We start from the raw sequence: 19,598 nt of genomic DNA on the forward strand, positions 1-19,598 counted from the left end.
ATGACGCAATCTACTCATAATTTGGTCGATACAATGCTGAATGATTTTGACATTGCTGCTATTCGTCGTGATTTTCCAATCCTGAATCAGCAAATTAACGGACATCCTTTAGTCTACTTAGACAATGCCGCGAGCAGCCAAAAACCTGTTCAAGTCATTGATGCCGTGGATCAGTATTATCGGCTTGATAATGCTAATGTCCATCGTGGTGTGCATAGACTGAGTCAACGCGCCACAGATGCTTATGAAGGTGCCAGAAGCAAAATAAGAGGCTTCCTGAACGCGAAGTCGGATAAAGAAATTATCTTTGTTCGCGGTGCAACAGAAGCTATTAATTTAGTGGCTCAAAGTTTTGTCAGGCCCCAACTGCAAGCGGGTGATGAGATTCTTATCAGTTACCTTGAGCATCATGCCAATATTGTGCCGTGGCAAATGGTCTGTGAACAGACTGGGGCTACGTTAAAGATCATCCCGATGACAGAATCAGGTGAGCTGAATTTGTCCGGATTGGATGAGCTGCTGACCGACAAAACCAAAATCATGGCTGTTGGCCAAGTCTCTAATGCATTAGGTACGGTAAATCCGGTCAAACAAATGACGGAAAAAGCCAAAGCTAAAGGCATCCCTGTATTGATTGACGGCGCACAAGCGGTGCCACATATGCAAGTTGATGTGCAGGAGTTGGATTGTGACTTTTATGTGTTTTCAGGCCATAAAATGTTTGCACCAACGGGGATTGGGGCTTTATACGGTAAACAAGCCTTATTAGAAGCCATGCCGCCATGGCAAGGTGGTGGCGATATGATTCTTTCTGTGAGTTTTGACCACACAGAATACAACGCATTACCGTATAAATTTGAAGCCGGTACCCCGCATATCGCCGGTGCAGTGGGCTTAGGGGCGGCTATTGATTACATGCAGTCAATCGGTATTGAAAAAATCGCCGCCTACGAACACGCCCTGCTTGAATTAGCCACGGATAAATTATCGGCTATTGATGGCGTCAGGATCGTTGGTACAGCGGAACACAAAGCCAGTGTTTTATCGTTTCTGATTGAAGATGTTCATCCTCATGATGTGGGTACTATTTTTGATCAGCAAGGTGTTGCTATACGTGCTGGCCATCACTGTGCTCAACCTGTTATGCAATATTATGGTATTGCTGCCACAGCACGCGCTTCATTTGCTTTCTACAATACTGAACAGGAAATTGACGCGCTGGTTAAAGCTATTCACACCACACAGGAGTTGTTTGCCTGATGAGTGATTTACGAGATCTCTATCAACAAGTGATCATGGATCACAAGAAAAAGCCGCGTAACTTCAGAGAAATTACCGATGCGAATCATATGGCACATGGTAATAACCCCTTATGTGGTGATGCTTTAGTTGTCTATGTAAAACTTAATGGCGATGTCATTGAAGACATCAGTTTTCAGGGCAGTGGCTGTGCGATTTCAGTAGCATCAGCGTCTTTAATGACGGAAACCCTGAAAGGGAAAACCCTAGCCGATGCTGAGGCACTTTATGAAGATGTTCATAAAGCTCTAACCGGTGATAAAGATGCTGTTGAGCTTACTGGCAAATTACAGGTGTTGGCAGGGGTAAAAGAGTTTCCTGCGCGCGTTAAATGCGCCACATTGTCCTGGCATACCGTTCATGCCGCAGTTGACAATGATCACGATATTTCAGTTTCTACAGAGTAAAAGGGCAGGTTTATGAACGATCAATATCAAATCAGCCCGGAACAGTTAAAAGAAGATGTGATAGATGTATTAAAGACCATCTATGATCCGGAAATCCCGATTAATATTTACGAGCTGGGCCTGATTTACGATATTCAAATCAGTACCTCAGGTAATGTAAATATCGATATGACTCTGACTGCACCAGGTTGTCCTGTTGCTCAGTCATTTCCAGGTGATGTCGAATCCAGGGTAATGTCTGTTCCCGGTGTAAAAAAAGCGCACGTGGAATTGGTGTGGGAGCCTCAATGGACCAAAGATATGATGACTGAAGCGGCGCAGTTACAACTGGGCATGTTTTAGCACAAACATCATAATTTATCATGACAAAAAGGCCTGTGATGATAAATCAGTCATCACAGGCCTTTTTTATTCCTTGGTATTTATCTGTGTAGTTTTGTTAGCAGAGCTTATGTTACTCGTTTGATGGCTGCTGCGGCGTATCAATAACAAATCGATATTGTTTTCCACAGTGTAGAATAACTTCCTTTTGTTGGCGTTTGAGTATTCGCATTTCTATTTTAATTTCACCAAACCCATCATGAGTTAGTACATCATCAAATAACTCGAGTAATTTGTTTTTGACCTTATCAGTCTTAATATCTTTTATTTCACTCATTCAGGCTATTCAGGTTGTTATGATTAACTGCCAATGTTAGGTGTCTGTAGATGTAAGTGTTATAGGAAGAATTCCTTTTTTTGTGAATAACAGAAAGTAGTATTAAAAACCGTCGGTGCTTAAGTTCTATTTTCAGTTATTAATGTGTAAATCATGTTATGAACAAGACCAAGAATACTGGCGTCGAAGTGAATGACTTACCCGTGGAGCCGTAAAGGATGAGCTTAAGAGGATTGATTAATTTACGGATAGTTATTTCGGTACTGGTTATCATCGCACTGGGAGCCAGTTTAGCTGTGTGGCAGGCGCGTGAGTCAGTCAGGGATGAGGTGACATCTTCCTATAATTTGGCACTGCAAATGGTTGAGTTCGGACTTAATCAGTTCACGCGTGATGAGCATACCGAGAGTGAATGGCTGGAACAAATCAGTCGCTTACGTGAAACACGTCATTTACAGATCACGATCTTTGACCAGGCTGGGAATGAAACCATGCTGAGAGGTGAAAAGAGTGACATCACTGATGATGCACCACCTCAATGGTTTATTGAGGCGGTGATGATGGATAGCATTAGCTCGGCCTATGAAATCAAACTGCCTAATGATGCGATTAAACGCATTGTAATTAGTGCTGACCCAATGGATGAAATTCATGAAGCCTGGCGGGAGTCACTAGTCTATTTCTGGTCGATTGTATTAATGCTCGGTATTATTTTCTTAGCTATCAATGTCGTGTTTCATTCGATGTTAACGGCGGTGAAAACCATTTTATCGGGTTTAAAAACGGTGGAAAGTGGTAATTATGAACAACGATTACCGCGGTTTCGCATTAGTGAATTTGATGCTATAGCGGCAGAGATTAATAACCTGACCGGTGCGTTAAATGCGGCCCGACAAAATAATCAGGCGCTGGCAAGACATACCATGCATATTCAGGAAAATGAACGTCGACATATGTCACGTGAATTACATGATGAAATGGGGCAGTCTCTTACTGCGGTGAAAGCAATGGCTGTTGTCGCTAAACAATCCGATAGCAAAGTCCAGAGTATTGCTGATTCTATTATCGAGATTTGTAATCATTTATCTGGGGTTGTGCGATCGATGATGAGAACGTTACATCCTCTCAGTTTAACTGATTTAGGACTGGTGGCGACCCTGACCGACCTAGTCGGTGAATGGAAACGTCGGCAGCCGTCCCTGGATATTCATTTAAATTACGATGACTGTATTGATGACTTGGATGAGGAAGTGGCGATCCATGTTTATCGTATTGTGCAGGAATGTTTGACCAATGTCGTACGTCATGCCAGAGCTAATCTGGCCAATATCAGCGTCAGGCAGAGCCTTGTTCAGCAGAAAAAATGGGTAGTGATACAAGTCTCCGATGATGGTATCGGCGGTTCATCATCAGGCGAAGGCTTTGGTGTTCTTGCTATGCGTGAGAGAGTAGAAAGTATGGGAGGACTGTTTATGTTCGAGTCTTCACCAGATGATGGTGTGACGGTGACCGCACGTATGCCATTTATAGAGAAGTAGTATGAACAACAATAATAAAATCAAAGTACTGTTAGTCGATGACCATGAAGTAGTACGAGCAGGATTTCGAATTCTACTATCATCACAACCCTTTATCGGGCAGATTAGTGACCTGGACAGGGGGGAGTTAGTCACACAGGAATATGAACGCTTCAAACCCGATGTTGTGGTGATGGATTTATCCATGCCAGGCATCGGTGGGCTTGAAACTATCCGTCGACTTCAAAAGCTGGATTCTGACGCGATTATTTTGGTCTACAGCATTCATGATGAGGCTATTTACGTTGAACGCGCACTGGAAGCGGGTGCGATGGGTTATGTCAGTAAAAACAGTGCAGCCGAAGTGCTGGCTGAAGCGGTCAAAAGTGTGGCAGAAGGCAAGCGATATATTGAAGAAAGCCTGCTCCCTGAAGTTGATGATGTCCGGCATGACAATATCGAGCATTATCGAAAAGTGCTGGACTTACTTTCACCACGTGAATTTGATGTATTTTGTCGACTGGCAAAAGGCATGACTGCTCATGAAGTCGCCGCAGATATGCACCTGGGTTATAAAACCATTGCTAACTACAATACACAGATTAAAAGTAAACTGCGGGTAAATACCGCAGCAGACCTGGCTAATATTGCGGTTGTGTTAGGCATTATCAAACCTTGATGGCTGGCACGCCTTCTTTTATTCGATATCATCAATATCGTTGTGAGCTGTAACTTAAAAAAGCTGACTTGAATCCATCGTCGTTTTACTGTTTAACTGATGCTAATGTGAATCAGAAGTGAGGTACGTCGATGCGTGGTATTAAGGCGAAAGATCCAATTTATATTCCTCATGCTGGGCCGGCCTTACTTGCCACACCTTTACTGAATAAAGGCACTGCCTTTAGCGAGCAGGAACGTCATGATTTTAATCTCAATGGTTTAATTCCACATCGATTTGAAACGATTGAAGAACAGGCGGAAAGAGCCTATCTGCAATATAAAACCTTCAAAGCCCCCATCAATCAGCACATCTATTTGCGTTATCTTCAGGATAACAATGAAACCTTATTTTATTATTTATTAAAAGCGCACCTGGTTGAGATGATGCCGATTATTTATACGCCGACAGTAGGTGAAGCTTGTGAGCGCTTTTCTGAAATTTATCGACGGGCGCGTGGTGTATTTATTTCCTATCCGGATAAAGATCGTATTGATGACATTCTGCACAATGTCACTAAAGATAAGATCAAAGTTATCGTGGTCACTGATGGCAGCCGGATTCTCGGACTGGGTGATCAGGGCGTGGGAGGGATGGGGATCCCTATTGGTAAGTTATCACTCTATACCGCCTGCGCTGTGATAAGCCCAGCTTATACCTTACCGGTGATGTTGGATATTGGGACTAACAATAAGGCCTTACTTGATAATCCGCTTTATATCGGCTGGAAACATAAACGTATAAACGACGCAGAATATGATGAGTTTATCGACCTGTTTATCCAGGCAATTAAGAAACGTTGGCCCGATGTGTTATTACAATTTGAGGATTTTGAACAAAGCAAAGCACTGCCCATACTGGAGCGTTATCAACAACAATTGTGTTGTTTTAATGATGATATTCAAGGCACGGCTGCAGTAACCGTCGGCTGTTTATTGGCGGCGTGTAGAGCAAAACATGAAACACTGTCACAGCAGATTATCGTTTTTGCAGGAGCCGGCTCTGCCGGCTGTGGCATTGCTGAGCAGATAATCCGACAAATGATGACAGAAGGGCTTGGTGAAGCTCAGGCCCGCGAACGCGTATTTATGATTGATAAAGCGGGACTATTAATGGATGACATGGCTGGCTTATTCGATTTTCAACGCCGTCTAAGCCAAAAGGCCACTCTGCGAACAAAGTGGAAGGCGGATAAAATGACGCTGGATTTAACGGATGTTATTTATCACGCTTCACCGACAGTACTTATTGGAGTATCTGGGCAGGCGGGACTATTTAATGAGACAGTTATCAAAACGATGTTAGCCCATTGCGAGCGACCCATTATCTTTCCTTTGAGTAATCCATCAAAGCAGATTGAGGCCTTGCCTGAGTCACTGCTTAGCTGGACGGAGGGTAAAGCCATTATCGCTACTGGGAGCCCCTTTAACTCGGTTGTCTATCAAGGTAAAACCTATCCAATAGCACAGTGTAATAATAGCTATATTTTTCCTGGGATTGGTTTGGCCGTTATCGCTGGTCAAATTAAACACATCACACATGAAATGATGATGGTCGCAAGTGAGGTGCTGGCAACACACTCACCACTACTTAATGGGGAAGAAGAGCAGTTACTGCCAGCCTTGGATGATATCGCTGAGTTAAGCAAGAAGATGGCATTTCAAATTGTGAAAATTGCGCAAAATCAGCAACTGGCTTCTAAGATATCGGATAGTGAATTAGAACATAAGATTGAAGAGCTCTTCTGGCATCCACAATATCGTCAATATAAACGTGTCAGTGTTTAGGAAAAATTTCCTTCATACCATTTGATATCATTTTATGAAATAGGAGTTTGTCCTATTTTTACCAATGGATGTTATACTTTACCCACAAGTTTGATCATTGCTCTTGTGGGTAGAGACTGATCTTTTGATCTATCTAATCTAATAAGGAGCTTTACTCTATGACTTCAATGTTCTTGAAGACAATCCCTGCCGTCCTCGCTTTAAGCATTAGTTCAACTGCATTTGCTGAAAATGATAATTATGATTTGGATGATATCCGTAGCTGGGATATCGTAAAAATTGAAACTTGTCTGGATGCCGCTTTGGATACTATTCCAGGTCATGCACGTAAAGTTGAAATGAAAATGGAAGGCGATGATCCTGTTTATGAATTTGATATTGAAGCGAAAGCCGATGGCAAGACCTACAATGTTGAATGTAATGCTGAAGAAGGTTTCATTGGTGAGATTGAGCGTGAAGTCGATGCTAATGATCCTGTTTTCAAAAAATTAGCGAAAATTTCACAAGCTGAAGCGAAAGAATTTGCCTTAGCTATACACCCAGGTAAAGTTGTTGCTTCAGAATATGAAATCGGTTTCGATGGTGATGCGACCTACGAATTTGATATTCAAAGCATTCATGGTTATGAAGTCAAAGTCGATGTGGATGCCGCAACAGGTGAAATTGAAGAAGCCAATATTGAACTGTACGAAATTGGTATGGAAAAAGAATAAGTTATTATTCTGACATTAAAAAAGCCGCTATTTATAGCGGCTTTTTTTTTATCGGCTGATTTAGCTTTAGCTCAATGCTTTAAGTTGTTGTTCAAGTAATTCATAGGATTGCTGCAGTTCAGCCAGTTTCTCTTTTTCTTTGGCAACAACATCTGCCGGCGCTTTGGCGACGTAATTTTCATTAGATAGCTTACCTGAAGACTGTTTAATGATCTTATCCAGTTTCGCCATTTCTTTATTCAGACGGTTGATTTCAGCGTCTTTATCAATCAAACCTTCCAGCGGAATTAAGATTTCCATTTTACCGACTAAGGCTGTTGCAGCAGCAGGAGCTTTACCTTCCAGGATATCAATTGATTCCAGATTGGCCAGACGGCTCAGGAACTGTTGATTGCTGGTTAAAATGGCTTTATCAGAATCAGAAGCATCTTTCAGTAATACCGGCAGTGCTTTTTTCGGCGCGATATTCATTTGTGAGCGAATAGAGCGAATACCAGTAACAAATTGCATGACCCATTCCATTTCAGTCACCGCATTCTGATCAACTTTACTTTCATCAGCAAGCGGGTAAGATTGACGCATAATCGTCTCGCCTTTAACACCTGCTAACGGTGCAATCGTCTGCCATATTTCTTCTGTGATATACGGCATAAACGGATGTGCCATTCTTAATGTCGCTTCAAGCACTCGTACCAGTGTGCGACGTGTACCGCGTTTTGCTGCATCAGATGCTGATTCACTGTTTAATACCGGTTTCGATAGCTCTAAATACCAGTCACAGTAGTTGTTCCAGATAAATTCATAAATACCCTGTGCGGCATGATCAAATCGATAAGCCTCAATCGCTGTACTGACTTCTTTTTCAGCGATTTGCAACTGAGAGATAATCCAGCGATCCGCCAGACTGAGTTCAACCTGATCATTATCAACACCGGTGTCTTGTCCTTCGGTGTTCATTAAGACGTAACGTGCTGCATTCCATAATTTATTACAGAAATTACGGTAGCCAGCGATACGGTTCATATCAAAGTTGATATCACGTCCGGTAGAGGCGAGCGAAGCAAAGGTAAAACGCAGTGCATCTGTACCATGAGCTTCAATGCCATCGGGGAATTCTTTGCGTGTGGCTTTTTCAATTTTTTCAGCCAGTTGTGGTTGCATCATGCCCGAAGTACGTTTTTGTACCAGCGTTTCCAAATCAATACCGTCGATAATATCGATGGGATCCAGCACATTGCCTTTGGATTTCGACATCTTATGACCATGTGAGTCACGGACCAGGCCATGGATATACACTTCTTTAAATGGAACATCGCCCATAAAATGAATGCCCATCATCATCATTCTGGCTACCCAGAAGAAAATAATGTCAAAACCGGTGACCAACACATTGCCCGGATACCAGGTTTTTACTGCTTCATCATCTTTAGGCCATCCCAACGTTGAAAATGGCCAAAGTGCAGAGGAGAACCAGGTATCAAGTACGTCTTCATCCTGAGTTAACTCGACGTCTGCTCCCAGATTGTTTTCCACTCGAACGGCATTTTCATCGTGACCGACATACACATTACCTTGTGGATCGTACCAGGCAGGGATTCTGTGCCCCCACCAGAGTTGGCGTGAAATACACCAATCCTGAATATCACGCATCCAACTGAAATACATATTTTCATAGGATTTCGGCACAAATTTCACTTTACCGGTTTCAACGGCCTCAATGGCTGGTTTGGCCAGTGTTTTTGCGTCAACATACCATTGATCGGTCAGCATCGGTTCAATGACCACGCCACCACGATCGCCATAAGGCACAGTCAGGTCATGATCTTTGATCTCCTCCAGCAGACCAGCTGCGTCAAAATCAGCCACAATCGCCTTACGGGCAGCGAAGCGCTCCAGTCCACGATAAGCTTCAGGAATGCTGGCATCGAGTTCAGTATTGGCACTGCCATCAGTATTAAATACTTGTGGAACATCACGTACATCGGCATTGAGGGTGAAAATATTGATCATTGCCAGGCCACAACGCTTGCCGACTTCATAGTCATTGAAGTCATGGGCTGGCGTAACTTTCACTGCGCCTGTGCCTTTTTCCATATCGGCATGTTCATCGCCAACAATCGGAATACGTCTGTTAACTAACGGCAAAATAATCTCTTTACCAATCAGATCCCTGTAGCGAGGATCTTCCGGATTCACTGCAACACCGGTATCACCTAACATGGTTTCCGGACGAGTTGTAGCGACCACAATATAGTCCTTGCCTTCACTGGTTTTCAGTCCATCTGCAAGTGGATAGCGAAGGTGCCACATATGGCCTTTTTGTTCGCGATTTTCCACTTCCAGATCAGAAATGGCTGTGTGTAATTTCGGATCCCAGTTTACCAGGCGTTTACCGCGATAGATCAGACCTTCTTTATACAGCTTAACGAAGACATGTTTAACGGCTTCAGACAGATCATCATCCATCGTAAAGCGATCACGTGACCAGTCGAGTGAAGAACCAAGACGACGTAACTGACGGGTAATATTACCGCCGGATTCTTCCTTCCATTCCCAGATACGTTTAGTGAAATCTTCTCTTCCCAGATCGAGACGGGTTTTACCTTCAGCGTTAAGTTGGCGCTCTACCACCATTTGTGTCGCGATACCCGCGTGGTCGGTGCCCGGTTGCCATAAGGTATTGTCACCTTTCATTCGGTGATAACGAGTCAAGGTATCCATGATGGTGTTATTAAAACCATGCCCCATATGCAGGCTACCGGTCACATTGGGTGGGGGTAGCATAATGGCGTAGGGTGAACCTTCACCTGTCGGCTTAAACTCGCCAGCTTGTTCCCACTTCTGGTACCAACGTTGCTCAATTGCGTCAGGGTTGTATGTTTTTTCCATGTGATATCTTGTTTGTCTGGTCGGTGTTCGGGATATACGAATGTCGTATGTATACGCTATAAATAAACGACGCATTATACCTGCTGCGACAACATCTGTTCAGAGGCAATATGGATTTCGTATTTTTAGCGGTTTGCTAGCTTGCTTCAAACGTGAAAAGTTTCTATCTCATAGCCACGTTGTTTGTAAAACTGGAAGCGTTGACGACCAGCTTGTTTGCTTGATTCATTATCATCAATTACTTCAGCTACACGTTCAAATTGGCTAAAGAACATGGGTTGTTCTTCAGTGAGATTAATGAGTACATCCATCAGTCTGGGAGGCTTTTTGTCTTCATAGCCGATAAGTACCGGACTCTGATTATCTGAACTATCAGTGATTTCATGTGGTACAAAGCTGTCAGGCCGTATAGCCCACAGTGCCGTATCGACTGCCTGACTATGATCTTCTGAAGCGGTATGGATATAGATTTGATGGCCCTGATGATAGGCTTTCTCCGCGAGACGGCAGGCAAATGCCTGCCGCTTTTCAAGCTCGCTTGATTTCAGAATATAGAAACTGATTCGGGTCATGATGATTTGTTAGCGTCGATACGATTTAATAAGTATTGAACTAACATTGGGACTGGGCGACCCGTTGCCCCTTTATTTTTTCCACTATTCCATGCTGTCCCAGCGATGTCTAAATGTGCCCAGGTATATTTTTCCGTAAATCGTGATAAGAAACAGGCGGCAGTAACACTTCCTGCTTCTTTACCGCCGACATTAGCAATATCGGCAAAATTGCTGTCCAGCAAGGGTTGATAATCATCCCATAAAGGTAACTGCCAAGCACGGTCAAAACTGTCATTACCGGCTTTTAATAAATCATCAGCAAGTTGTTGGTTATTCGCCATTAAGCCGGTGGTTGTACTACCTAAGGCTACAATGATGGCACCAGTTAATGTCGCAATATCAATGACGATTTCTGGATCGAACCGTTCACTATAGGTGAGAGCGTCACATAAAATTAAACGGCCTTCGGCATCGGTATTCAGAATTTCGATGGTCTTACCGGCCATGCTGGTGACGATATCGCCGGGTTTGTTGGCGTCACCATCAGGCATGTTTTCTGAACTGGGTACCACACCTACCACATTGATTGGCAGGCTTAATTCAGCCACAGCTTGTAGTGTTCCGAGCACACTGGCAGAGCCACACATATCGTATTTCATCTCATCCATGCCTTGAGATGGTTTTAGTGAAATACCACCGGCATCAAAGGTGAGTCCTTTACCCACTAAGACAACTGGCTTGCTGTCACCTGCGCCTTTGTATTCCATGGTGATTAATTTGGCTGGCTGGCGGCTGCCACGGGATACGGAGAGCAGAGAGCCCATACCCAAGGCTTCCATATCAGCTTCTTCCAGCACGGTGGTAGTAATGGAAGCAAATTTTTTGCCCAACGCAACGGCTTGTTCAGCCAGATAGGTCGGTGTGCAAATATTGCCAGGCAGGTTACCAAGCTCACGTGCCAGGTTCATACCAGCACCGATAGCCGCACCTTGTTCAGCAGCTTTTTGTAAGTCAGCATCAGTATTCTGAGCTGCAAAGATAGCGCATTCTAAAAGTGGTTTCTTGACAGCTTTCGCTTCTGATTTTGTTTGTGAATACTTATAAAGTGCTGTTTCGGTATTACAAGCTGTTTGGCGGACTTTCCAGACAGTTGTGCGTTCATTTACTTCAATATCCGTAAAACAGCATAAGGCTTTTTCAGCACCGCTTTCATTCAGCGCAATCATGGCAGCTGCAGTGGCGGTATTAAAATCGTTTTCAGTTGTTTTTGTTTTTTTGCCAAAGCCTACCAATAAAACCCGAGGGCTGTTTATCCCTGTCAGATTGTGGAGAAATAATGTTTGGCCTGGATTTGCGCTAAAGTCACCATTATCAGCGATACGTTTGATCTGACCTTGTGAAGCATCATCGAGTTGTTGGGCGGAAGGACTGAGTTCACCTTCGTTGTATATGCCGACGGCAATACAATCGGTTTGCTGAGATGCGAGGGCATCGCTAGTGACAAAATACTGCATGGATTTCTCCTGTAGGGTCAATTTGGTTTAGACTTCGTTATTTTAGTGTGTCAGATAATACCGATCTATTCTAACCAAGACTCTTAATACATGCGCAACGTTCCACAACAGATTTTTTCCTGGCTATGGGTCATTGACCGATACATGCTCAAGGAATTTGTGATTAACCTGACTGCAATCACAGGGGTACTCTGGTTAATTTATATTTCGACACGATTTGCGCGCTATCTGGCAGAAGCGGCGGTGGGCAATATGCCGGCGGATGTCATTTTCAGTCTGCTTGGCTTTAGTTCCCTCGGTGCACTGTCCATCTTACTCCCTATTGCCGCCTTTCTGGGCGTGATGTTGTCGTTGGGCAGAATGAGCTCAGATAACGAGCTGACCGTGATGGCTGCCTGTGGTATTTCACGTAAACGTATCATCAGAAATGTGCTGATATTCGCTGGTGTAGTAGCAACAGTTGTGGCGTATTTATCATTGACAGTTGTTCCCAGCGTCTTGGCTGATCGCTACCAGTTAGAACAAAAAGCGAAAATGTCGGCGAACACCACAGGACTTGTTGCTGGCAGTTTTAAAGAGAGCCGCAATGGTGACTGGACATTTTATTCTGAAAAACTGAGCAGTGATAAGCAGTTGATGGAAAATGTGTTTATTGAAATTCATCGCAAAGATAAGCCGTTGATTTTTCGCTCGGACACAGGACATTTTGAAGTGGATGTCGACACCGGTGATAAATTTCTGGTACTGAATGACGGTTATCGCTATGAAGGTAGAGCAGGACAACAGGATTTTACAATCGCTGAATTTAGGTCACATAGTTTGCTTGTTGAAAAAGGTGATGACGGACAAGTGCGGGAAAGGCATAAAGCGCTTCCCACCAGTGTCTTATGGCAGCGGGGAGGCCTGGAAGATATAGCTGAAATTCAGTGGCGAATTTCATCAGCTATTATGGTGTTAGTACTTTGTTTATCTGCTATTCCTTTATCTAATGCCGGTCCCAGACAAGGCCGTTATGCTGGATTTTTGCCTGCTGTTTTACTATATATCATTTACAGCAATTTACTCGGTGTAAATCAGGCGTGGATTGAAAAAGGCAGTATTAGCGTAGGTGTTGGCATGATATGGGTACATCTGTTAATGACCACGATCATGCTATTTCTGATGAATAGACAAAAAATTCAGCGATTATTATCGCAACAAAAACAAAGACGCCTGCAATAATGAAAATTCTTTCCAGATATATCGCTTCCCATATACTCTCCAGCACGTTTATCGTGTTGTTGGTGCTTCTCGGGCTCTATACCTTTATGGACTTTGTCGCTGAGCTTGATGATCTCGGTAAAGGTCAATATCAGCTACTTGATATTATGACTTATCTTGCTCTAACCATGCCGAAACGTATATACGAACTACTGCCTGTCGTTGCTTTATTAGGCAGTGTTATTGGCTTAGGTAACCTGGCTAGTCAGAGTGAGCTTGTAGCCATGCGTGCGGCAGGTATATCGATAAAAGATATTAACAAGTCAGTGATGGTAGTTGCTGCAATTTTGGTATTGCTGGCGATTGTAGTGGGTGAGGTGATTAGACCGCTCACCGAAGAGCATGCCAGAGAATTGCAGTCAGTAGCACAAACCGGAACGGTAGGCACACGATCTGAATATGGGTTCTGGACGCGAGACGGTAACCATTTTAACCATATCGAACGAATCAATAGCGATGGCACATTTACCAATATAGCCATTTACGAATTCGATGGTGCGAATCGCTTACGCGCGCTCACTAAAGCAAGCAGTGCCAAATATGAGGACGATAGCTGGATATTAAACGATGTTGTGCAAAGCACTATTGATGAGCATGGTGTTAAAGTCAATTCAACAACACATGCCCGCTGGAAATCACAATTAAATCCAGGCATGTTAAACGTGGTTGTTGTGCCACCAGAATTTCTGGCCGTCTGGAATTTGCTGGATTATATTTCTTTCCTGAGAACCAATCATCAATCTGTCGCTCAATACGAGCTGGCGTTCTGGAGCAAGGTGATGATGCCGTTAAGTACAGCGGTGATGGTGCTGTTGGCCGTGCCGTTTATTTTTGGGCCATTGCGTTCGACGCCTATCGGCGGCAGGATTCTGGCTGGGGTATTGATCGGTTTAGGTTTTTACCTGTTTAACCAAAGTTTTCAACATATTGGATTAGTATTTGGAATACTGCCATGGTTGGCGGCTTCATTGCCTACGATATTGTTTGCAGGCTTGGCGTGGTGGATGAATAAGAGAGTGAAATAACACTGAGATGAATTTAGATATTGCCGGATATATCCGCTCTGACTGAGCAGATAAAGATGGCGTCCCCTAGGGGGTTCGAACCCCTGTTACCGCCGTGAAAGGGCGGTGTCCTAGGCCTCTAGACGAAGGGGACCCAGTAACTTTACATTTTTTCTACTACTTAAAATAAAAACGGGTTTTAACAAACCCGTTTTCATGTTGGCGTCCCCTAGGGGGTTCGAACCCCTGTTACCGCCGTGAAAGGGCGGTGTCCTAGGCCTCTAGACGAAGGGGACCTAAAACTTTTTCTTTCGGTTTTTGGTGGAGCTAGGCGGGATCGAACCGCCGACCTCTTGCATGCCATGCAAGCGCTCTCCCAGCTGAGCTATAGCCCCGAAAGGAAGCGCATATCATAGGGACTGAGTTTCATACTGTCAACATTTCATCACAAATTAATTTCAATCACAGCAGCACATGAACGGAATCTCACTCATCGCCAGTACATAGTAACAGATAAGCAATTAGACTAAGTACTTGAGCCTATTTAGATAAACTGATTTTTAGTTTAATGCTGAGCCTCTTCAATTTGCTGATTCATCATTAATATGCGATAAATTGTGAGTTATTTATCATTAGGTCAGGATGTCGATCATGGCTAGAGCTGCAGCTTGAGGATGAACATGCGCAAAAAGAAGCTATTATCAACCTTGTTACTATCCTTATCAGCTGGTGTCGCATCTGCGCAACAAGAGCAAGGGTTAACTTGTCACTTCGGTTACGAAGATCAGTTTTTACCTATCCCCACAGAAACAAAATCCGAGAATGAGTCCCCGGTAGATGTAAAAGCAAACAAAGTGCAGCTATTACAAAACGGCACATCTGTTTTTTCCGGTAATGTTGATATTTTGCGTGATAATCAATTACTCAGTGCTGACAGAGCGACCTATAACCGTAACAGTGGTGATGTCAGAGCCAGCGGTAATGTGAGCGTACGTGACAGCGAAATGGTGATTGAGTCTGAGCAGGCGGAGTGGTCGGTCGCAAATGACCAGGGTCAAATGCTGAATGCGCAGTATCATACTCGTCAGATGCATGCGCGTGGTGAGGCGACTCATATTTTAAGGCAGGGTCAGCAAACGACGGATCTTGACGATGCAACCTACACAACCTGTCCAGAAGGAAGCGACGCCTGGCAGCTCAAAGCAGATAAAGTGCATTTAGATCATGAAACGGCTGTTGGTGAAGCAAAAAATGTGGTGATTAGAATGGGTGGCTGGCCCGTTTTCTATACGCCATATATCAATTTTCCATTAGACGACAAACGTAAATCAGGTTTCTTAATACCGTCTGTAGGTAACAGTGATAAAACCGGGTTTGATGTATTAACCCCATACTACTGGAATATAGCACCTAATCTGGATGCCACCTTAACGCCTCGTTATATGTCAGACCGTGGGTTAATGCTCGGCGGACAATTCAGATATTTGTTTGAATCAGGAGAAGGTGAAGTTGAAGCAACTTATCTGAACTCGGATGATTTAAAAAGTAATGGTGAAGATTTTAATCCTCATTATCAGGAAGCTAGAAAGTTATTTTCATGGCAGCATGAAAGTTATTTCGATAACCGCTGGCGTGCTTTAGTTGATTATAACTACGTCTCCGATGATGAATATTTTGAAGATTTTGGTTCGGGCTTGAGTCTGTCTAGCCGGACTTATTTGAATAGAAATGTCGAAACTGGTTATAGCGGTGATGTGTGGAATTTTACTGCGAGAGCCCAAGGCTACCAAACTCTGGGTGATGTCGAAGAACAATACAAACGCTTACCTCAGTTATTACTAAAAGGTTATCTACCTGATCAGGCATTAGGATTGACCTATGAGTTAGATAGTGAATATGTTGAATTCGATCACAATGAGAAAGTCGATGGCCAGCGTATCAATATTGAACCGGCAATCAGTATGCCTATGGGAACAGCCGCATTTTTTGTTACGCCTCGATTAGCCATTAATCATACGCAGTACAGTCTTAAAAATGATAAAACAAATGCTTATGATGATAGTGCCATAAGAACTTTACCTATAGCGAGTTTAGATAGCGGACTATTTTTTGACAGACAAATGACCGCATGGGGTGATAATTATATTCAGACGCTGGAACCACGTGCGTTTTATCTTTATGTTCCCGAACGTGATCAATCAGATATTCCAGACTTCGATACGAGCCTGACAACATTTAATTCCCTAAGATTATTTTCCCATAATCGATTTATTGGTCGGGATCGAATTGGTGATGCTAATCAGCTAACCCTGGCAGTAACAACACGGATTATTGACGAGGAGTCAGGTAAAGAAAATCTTAAGCTAACCGTTGGTCAAATTCGTTATTTTACTGATCAACGTGTCACATTAGACGGTACCATTGCAGAACGTGACTCTACTTCTGACATGGTGGCAGAAGCGGTCGCTTATATTGGTGATGAGTGGTCATTGAATAGTGAGTTTCAATGGGATCCCAGTGGTTTGAAATCTAATATGTCTTCAGTGGGATTACGTTATAAAAATGATAATGGCGGTATTTTCAATATTTCACATCGTTATCGTCGTGATGATCCAACACCGAATAATGGGATAGAGGAATCATTAGAGCAGATAGATGTGTCTACTCAAATTCCCATTTCTGAACGCTGGAAATTCTTTGGTCGTTGGTATCATGCAATTGATCAAGGTACAACGCTGGAAAAAATTGCTGGCCTACAATATGACAGTTGTTGCTGGGCAACACGTTTAGTTATGCGTGATTACGTCAATGATGTTTCCGATCAAGAACGGAATACAGCCATTTATCTGCAAATTGAATTAAAAGGCCTGGGAAGCTTCGGCCAGAAATCTAATAGTTTATTAGAACGCAGTATTCGTGGGTTTGAGGCAGAGTGAACTTGAGATGTGCTAGATAGTCCATTGCGTTTAGATGCCTCGAACAGAAACGAAGTTAAAACATAAATTTGGAGTAATAGAATTTAATGATTAAGTATCTGATTGTCGGTTTGTTACTGGCAACCAATGTATGGGCGCAGTCTTTAGATAAGATTGTTGCAGTTGTAAACGACGAAGTCATTCTTGAGAGTGATTTACAGGATATGGAGCAAACAATTCGTCAGCAAATCCGTCAGAGAGATGCTGCTATGCCTCCAAGTGACATATTGCGTAAACAAGTACTGGAAAGATTGATTATGCAACGTCTGCAAATTCAGGATGCAGATAAAGTAGGTATCCGTGTTGGTGATGATGCACTTAATGCTGCTCTGAAACAGATTGCTGATAAAAACCAATTGACTTTGAGGCAGTTCAGAGATGTTTTAGAGAAAGATGGTTATGACTTTAGCCAATTTCGTGAAACGATTCGCGATGAAATGATTATCGCTCGTTTACGTAAAAGTCAGGTTGAAGACCGAGTTGTGGTATCAGATCGAGAAGTCGACAATTTTCTAGCTACTCAAAAAATTCAAGACGGTGGACAAGTCGAGTACGATCTACAACATATTCTTATTAGTCTTCCTGAAGCGGCATCTCCTGAGGAAGTGCAAGCAGCACAAGAAAAGCTGGAAAAAGTTCAGGCTTTATTGAAAGAGGGGGGCGATTTTTCTCAAGTTGCTGCCGGATATTCTGATGGTCAAAATGCGCTTGAAGGCGGCGAGTTAGGCTGGCGTAAACAAGGTGAGCTGCCATCACTGTTCGCTGATGTTGTACCAACACTTGCAGTAGGTGAGGTCAGTCAACCATTACGCAGCGGCAGTGGCTTTCACTTAGTCAGAGTCAAAGATAAAAAAAGTGAAGATGTTCACTTGGTCAAGCAAACATTAGCTAGTCATATTTTGATAAAAAACAATGAGCTAACCACTGATGAAGAAGCACAACAACGTCTTGAAAAGCTGAGAGAGCGCATTGTTAATGGTGAAGACTTTGCCGAGTTAGCAAGAGCTAATTCAGATGATACGGGCTCAGCGATTGACGGTGGAAGTTTAGGTTGGGTTAGCCCGGGTGTGATGGTGCCTGAGTTTGAAGAAAAGATGAATTCGCTAGCTGTGGGTGAAATGAGCGATGTGTTTAAGAGTCGTTTTGGTTGGCATTTGATTAAAGTTTTTGACCGTCGTGAAGAAAACATGGCGGAAGAATACCAACGAAGCAAAGCGCGTGAACAAATTCGCCAGCGTAAAATTGATGAAGAAATGGAAACATGGCTACGTTCGATGCGTGATGAGGCCTATGTTGAGTACCGTAATCCTTGAGTGAAATAAAACGAATTGCAATAACCCCAGGCGAACCGGCTGGAATTGGCCCTGATTTGGTACTGACTCTAGCGCAGCAAAAGCATCAGGCTCAAATCATTGCACTTGCTGATCCAGTATTACTCGCTGAACGAGCTGATCTACTTGGTCTATCAATTAAAATGATCGAAGTCGATTTGTCAGCGCCGCCTAAAATTGCTGAATCTGGTGAGCTTTACGTTATGCCTCATCACTTAAAAGTGCCGGTTAAAGCAGGGCAATTAGATAAGCTCAATAGTCGCTATGTGCTGGAAACACTGCAATCAGCCTTGGAAGGCTGTTTATCTCATGAATTTGATGCTGTGGTAACGGCGCCTGTACATAAAGGCATTATCAACGATGCTGGTGCAGCATTTACAGGGCACACTGAGTTTTTTGCTGATGGGGCTGGTGTCAAGAAAGTGGTGATGATGTTGGCAACAGAGTCGTTAAAAGTGGCACTGGCAACGACACACTTGCCTTTACGGGAGGTCGCCGACGCAATTAATCGTGATGAACTGAGTCAAGTCATTGAGATTATTAACCAGTCGATGCGACAACACTTTGACTTAGTCAATCCAAGAATAGCCGTATGTGGTTTAAATCCTCATGCGGGTGAGGATGGTCATCTTGGACGTGAAGAGGTGGATATTATCCAGCCCGTGATTGATGCCTATATTAAAGCAGGCTATGCCGTCTCAGGTGCCTGGCCGGCTGATACAATATTTAATCAGGATAAGTTACTGAACTATGATGTTGTATTAGCGATGTTTCATGATCAAGGATTGCCGGTTTTGAAACATCATGGTTTTGGTAAGGCCGTTAATGTCACCTTGGGTTTACCCTTTATTAGAACATCAGTTGATCACGGGACAGCGCTTGATTTAGCTGCAAGCGGTCAGGCTAATCCAAGCAGTTTATATGCTGCTTTATCGATGGCCATTGCGATGGCTAACACACATTGAGTAAATC

General features: G+C 43.4%; 16 protein-coding genes and 3 tRNA genes. 12 read left to right on the forward strand and 7 right to left on the reverse strand.

Translation table 11 applies throughout. The features are described 5' to 3' along the window. The 3 genes from QQL60_RS03310 to QQL60_RS03320 are packed head-to-tail and all read left to right on the forward strand — an operon-like array spanning position 1 to position 2,048. The gene (locus QQL60_RS03310; RefSeq protein ID WP_284722409.1) at positions 1 to 1,260 is read left to right on the forward strand and encodes a cysteine desulfurase; all 1,260 of its coding nucleotides are present in this window, start codon (positions 1 to 3) and stop codon (positions 1,258 to 1,260) included. After that, the gene (gene sufU / locus QQL60_RS03315) at positions 1,260 to 1,706 is read left to right on the forward strand and encodes a Fe-S cluster assembly sulfur transfer protein SufU (protein WP_284722410.1); all 447 of its coding nucleotides are present in this window, start codon (positions 1,260 to 1,262) and stop codon (positions 1,704 to 1,706) included. Before QQL60_RS03310 ends, sufU begins: the two co-directional genes overlap by 1 nt. Before the next feature lie 12 nt (positions 1,707 to 1,718). After that, complete coding sequence (locus QQL60_RS03320; protein ID WP_007145501.1) at positions 1,719 to 2,048, forward strand: SUF system Fe-S cluster assembly protein; 330 nt, start codon at positions 1,719 to 1,721, stop codon at positions 2,046 to 2,048. A gap of 112 nt (positions 2,049 to 2,160) precedes the next feature. Here the strand turns inward: QQL60_RS03320 and QQL60_RS03325 are convergent, their stop codons facing one another. Continuing rightward, entirely contained in the window at positions 2,161 to 2,364 is a 204-nt protein-coding gene (locus tag QQL60_RS03325) for a hypothetical protein (RefSeq protein WP_284722411.1), read from the reverse strand. Positions 2,365 to 2,582: 218 nt separating this feature from the next. Between QQL60_RS03325 and QQL60_RS03330 the strand changes: the two genes are divergently transcribed. From QQL60_RS03330 to QQL60_RS03345, 4 genes are all read left to right on the forward strand, one after another. Next, entirely contained in the window at positions 2,583 to 3,902 is a 1,320-nt protein-coding gene (locus tag QQL60_RS03330) for a histidine kinase (protein ID WP_273181876.1), read from the forward strand. Between the two features lies 1 nt (position 3,903). Then, on the forward strand, positions 3,904 to 4,560 hold the full coding sequence (locus tag QQL60_RS03335; protein WP_284722412.1) for a response regulator: 657 nt from the start codon (positions 3,904 to 3,906) through the stop codon (positions 4,558 to 4,560). 131 nt (positions 4,561 to 4,691) lie between these two features. Continuing rightward, positions 4,692 to 6,386, forward strand: coding sequence for an NAD-dependent malic enzyme (locus tag QQL60_RS03340; protein WP_284722413.1), 1,695 nt, complete (start codon positions 4,692 to 4,694; stop codon positions 6,384 to 6,386). A 158-nt stretch (positions 6,387 to 6,544) separates the two neighbouring features. After that, entirely contained in the window at positions 6,545 to 7,099 is a 555-nt protein-coding gene (locus tag QQL60_RS03345) for a PepSY domain-containing protein (RefSeq protein WP_284722414.1), read from the forward strand. Positions 7,100 to 7,165: 66 nt separating this feature from the next. On the opposite strand, the gene QQL60_RS03350 is transcribed toward QQL60_RS03345, so the two are convergent. The 3 genes from QQL60_RS03350 to QQL60_RS03360 form a co-directional block, all read right to left on the reverse strand. Further along, positions 7,166 to 9,988 carry a valine--tRNA ligase gene (locus QQL60_RS03350; protein WP_284722415.1) on the reverse strand — a complete coding sequence of 941 codons (2,823 nt, stop codon included), beginning with the start codon at positions 9,986 to 9,988 and terminating at the stop codon, positions 7,166 to 7,168. A gap of 146 nt (positions 9,989 to 10,134) precedes the next feature. Further along, complete coding sequence (locus tag QQL60_RS03355) at positions 10,135 to 10,560, reverse strand: DNA polymerase III subunit chi (RefSeq protein ID WP_284722416.1); 426 nt, start codon at positions 10,558 to 10,560, stop codon at positions 10,135 to 10,137. Continuing rightward, entirely contained in the window at positions 10,557 to 12,056 is a 1,500-nt protein-coding gene (locus QQL60_RS03360; protein ID WP_284722417.1) for a leucyl aminopeptidase, read from the reverse strand. Before QQL60_RS03360 ends, QQL60_RS03355 begins: the two co-directional genes overlap by 4 nt. A 90-nt stretch (positions 12,057 to 12,146) precedes the next feature. Between QQL60_RS03360 and lptF the strand changes: the two genes are divergently transcribed. Then, on the forward strand, positions 12,147 to 13,277 hold the full coding sequence (lptF, locus tag QQL60_RS03365) for an LPS export ABC transporter permease LptF (RefSeq protein ID WP_284722418.1): 1,131 nt from the start codon (positions 12,147 to 12,149) through the stop codon (positions 13,275 to 13,277). Continuing rightward, on the forward strand, positions 13,277 to 14,341 hold the full coding sequence (lptG, locus tag QQL60_RS03370) for an LPS export ABC transporter permease LptG (protein WP_007145491.1): 1,065 nt from the start codon (positions 13,277 to 13,279) through the stop codon (positions 14,339 to 14,341). Before lptF ends, lptG begins: the two co-directional genes overlap by 1 nt. 57 nt (positions 14,342 to 14,398) lie before the next feature. Here the strand turns inward: lptG and QQL60_RS03375 are convergent. From QQL60_RS03375 to QQL60_RS03385, 3 genes are all read right to left on the reverse strand, one after another. Beyond that, positions 14,399 to 14,474: transfer RNA gene (locus tag QQL60_RS03375), tRNA-Glu, on the reverse strand. Between the two features lie 66 nt (positions 14,475 to 14,540). Then, positions 14,541 to 14,616 (reverse strand) — tRNA-Glu (locus QQL60_RS03380). Positions 14,617 to 14,639: 23 nt separating this feature from the next. Beyond that, positions 14,640 to 14,715: transfer RNA gene (locus QQL60_RS03385), tRNA-Ala, on the reverse strand. A gap of 285 nt (positions 14,716 to 15,000) precedes the next feature. Between QQL60_RS03385 and QQL60_RS03390 the strand changes: the two genes are divergently transcribed. The 3 genes from QQL60_RS03390 (at position 15,001) to pdxA (ending at position 19,591) form a co-directional block, all read left to right on the forward strand. Beyond that, entirely contained in the window at positions 15,001 to 17,256 is a 2,256-nt protein-coding gene (locus QQL60_RS03390) for an LPS-assembly protein LptD (RefSeq protein ID WP_284722419.1), read from the forward strand. 86 nt (positions 17,257 to 17,342) lie between these two features. Continuing rightward, positions 17,343 to 18,608, forward strand: coding sequence for a peptidylprolyl isomerase (locus QQL60_RS03395; RefSeq protein ID WP_284722420.1), 1,266 nt, complete (start codon positions 17,343 to 17,345; stop codon positions 18,606 to 18,608). After that, positions 18,605 to 19,591, forward strand: coding sequence for a 4-hydroxythreonine-4-phosphate dehydrogenase PdxA (gene pdxA, locus QQL60_RS03400; RefSeq protein WP_284722421.1), 987 nt, complete (start codon positions 18,605 to 18,607; stop codon positions 19,589 to 19,591). The genes QQL60_RS03395 and pdxA overlap by 4 nt, the downstream gene beginning before the upstream one ends. Positions 19,592 to 19,598: the final 7 nt, after the last annotated feature.

Source organism: Methylophaga thalassica (assembly GCF_030159795.1).
Taxonomy (GTDB): domain Bacteria; phylum Pseudomonadota; class Gammaproteobacteria; order Nitrosococcales; family Methylophagaceae; genus Methylophaga; species Methylophaga thalassica.

Coding starts and splice junctions, on each gene's coding strand:
- QQL60_RS03310 (WP_284722409.1), top strand. CDS start 1: ATGACGCAATCTACTCATAATTTGGTCGATACAATGCTGAATGATTTT.
- sufU (WP_284722410.1), top strand. CDS start 1,260: ATGAGTGATTTACGAGATCTCTATCAACAAGTGATCATGGATCACAAG.
- QQL60_RS03320 (WP_007145501.1), top strand. CDS start 1,719: ATGAACGATCAATATCAAATCAGCCCGGAACAGTTAAAAGAAGATGTG.
- QQL60_RS03325 (WP_284722411.1), bottom strand. CDS start 2,364: ATGAGTGAAATAAAAGATATTAAGACTGATAAGGTCAAAAACAAATTA.
- QQL60_RS03330 (WP_273181876.1), top strand. CDS start 2,583: ATGAGCTTAAGAGGATTGATTAATTTACGGATAGTTATTTCGGTACTG.
- QQL60_RS03335 (WP_284722412.1), top strand. CDS start 3,904: ATGAACAACAATAATAAAATCAAAGTACTGTTAGTCGATGACCATGAA.
- QQL60_RS03340 (WP_284722413.1), top strand. CDS start 4,692: ATGCGTGGTATTAAGGCGAAAGATCCAATTTATATTCCTCATGCTGGG.
- QQL60_RS03345 (WP_284722414.1), top strand. CDS start 6,545: ATGACTTCAATGTTCTTGAAGACAATCCCTGCCGTCCTCGCTTTAAGC.
- QQL60_RS03350 (WP_284722415.1), bottom strand. CDS start 9,988: ATGGAAAAAACATACAACCCTGACGCAATTGAGCAACGTTGGTACCAG.
- QQL60_RS03355 (WP_284722416.1), bottom strand. CDS start 10,560: ATGACCCGAATCAGTTTCTATATTCTGAAATCAAGCGAGCTTGAAAAG.
- QQL60_RS03360 (WP_284722417.1), bottom strand. CDS start 12,056: ATGCAGTATTTTGTCACTAGCGATGCCCTCGCATCTCAGCAAACCGAT.
- lptF (WP_284722418.1), top strand. CDS start 12,147: ATGCGCAACGTTCCACAACAGATTTTTTCCTGGCTATGGGTCATTGAC.
- lptG (WP_007145491.1), top strand. CDS start 13,277: ATGAAAATTCTTTCCAGATATATCGCTTCCCATATACTCTCCAGCACG.
- QQL60_RS03390 (WP_284722419.1), top strand. CDS start 15,001: ATGCGCAAAAAGAAGCTATTATCAACCTTGTTACTATCCTTATCAGCT.
- QQL60_RS03395 (WP_284722420.1), top strand. CDS start 17,343: ATGATTAAGTATCTGATTGTCGGTTTGTTACTGGCAACCAATGTATGG.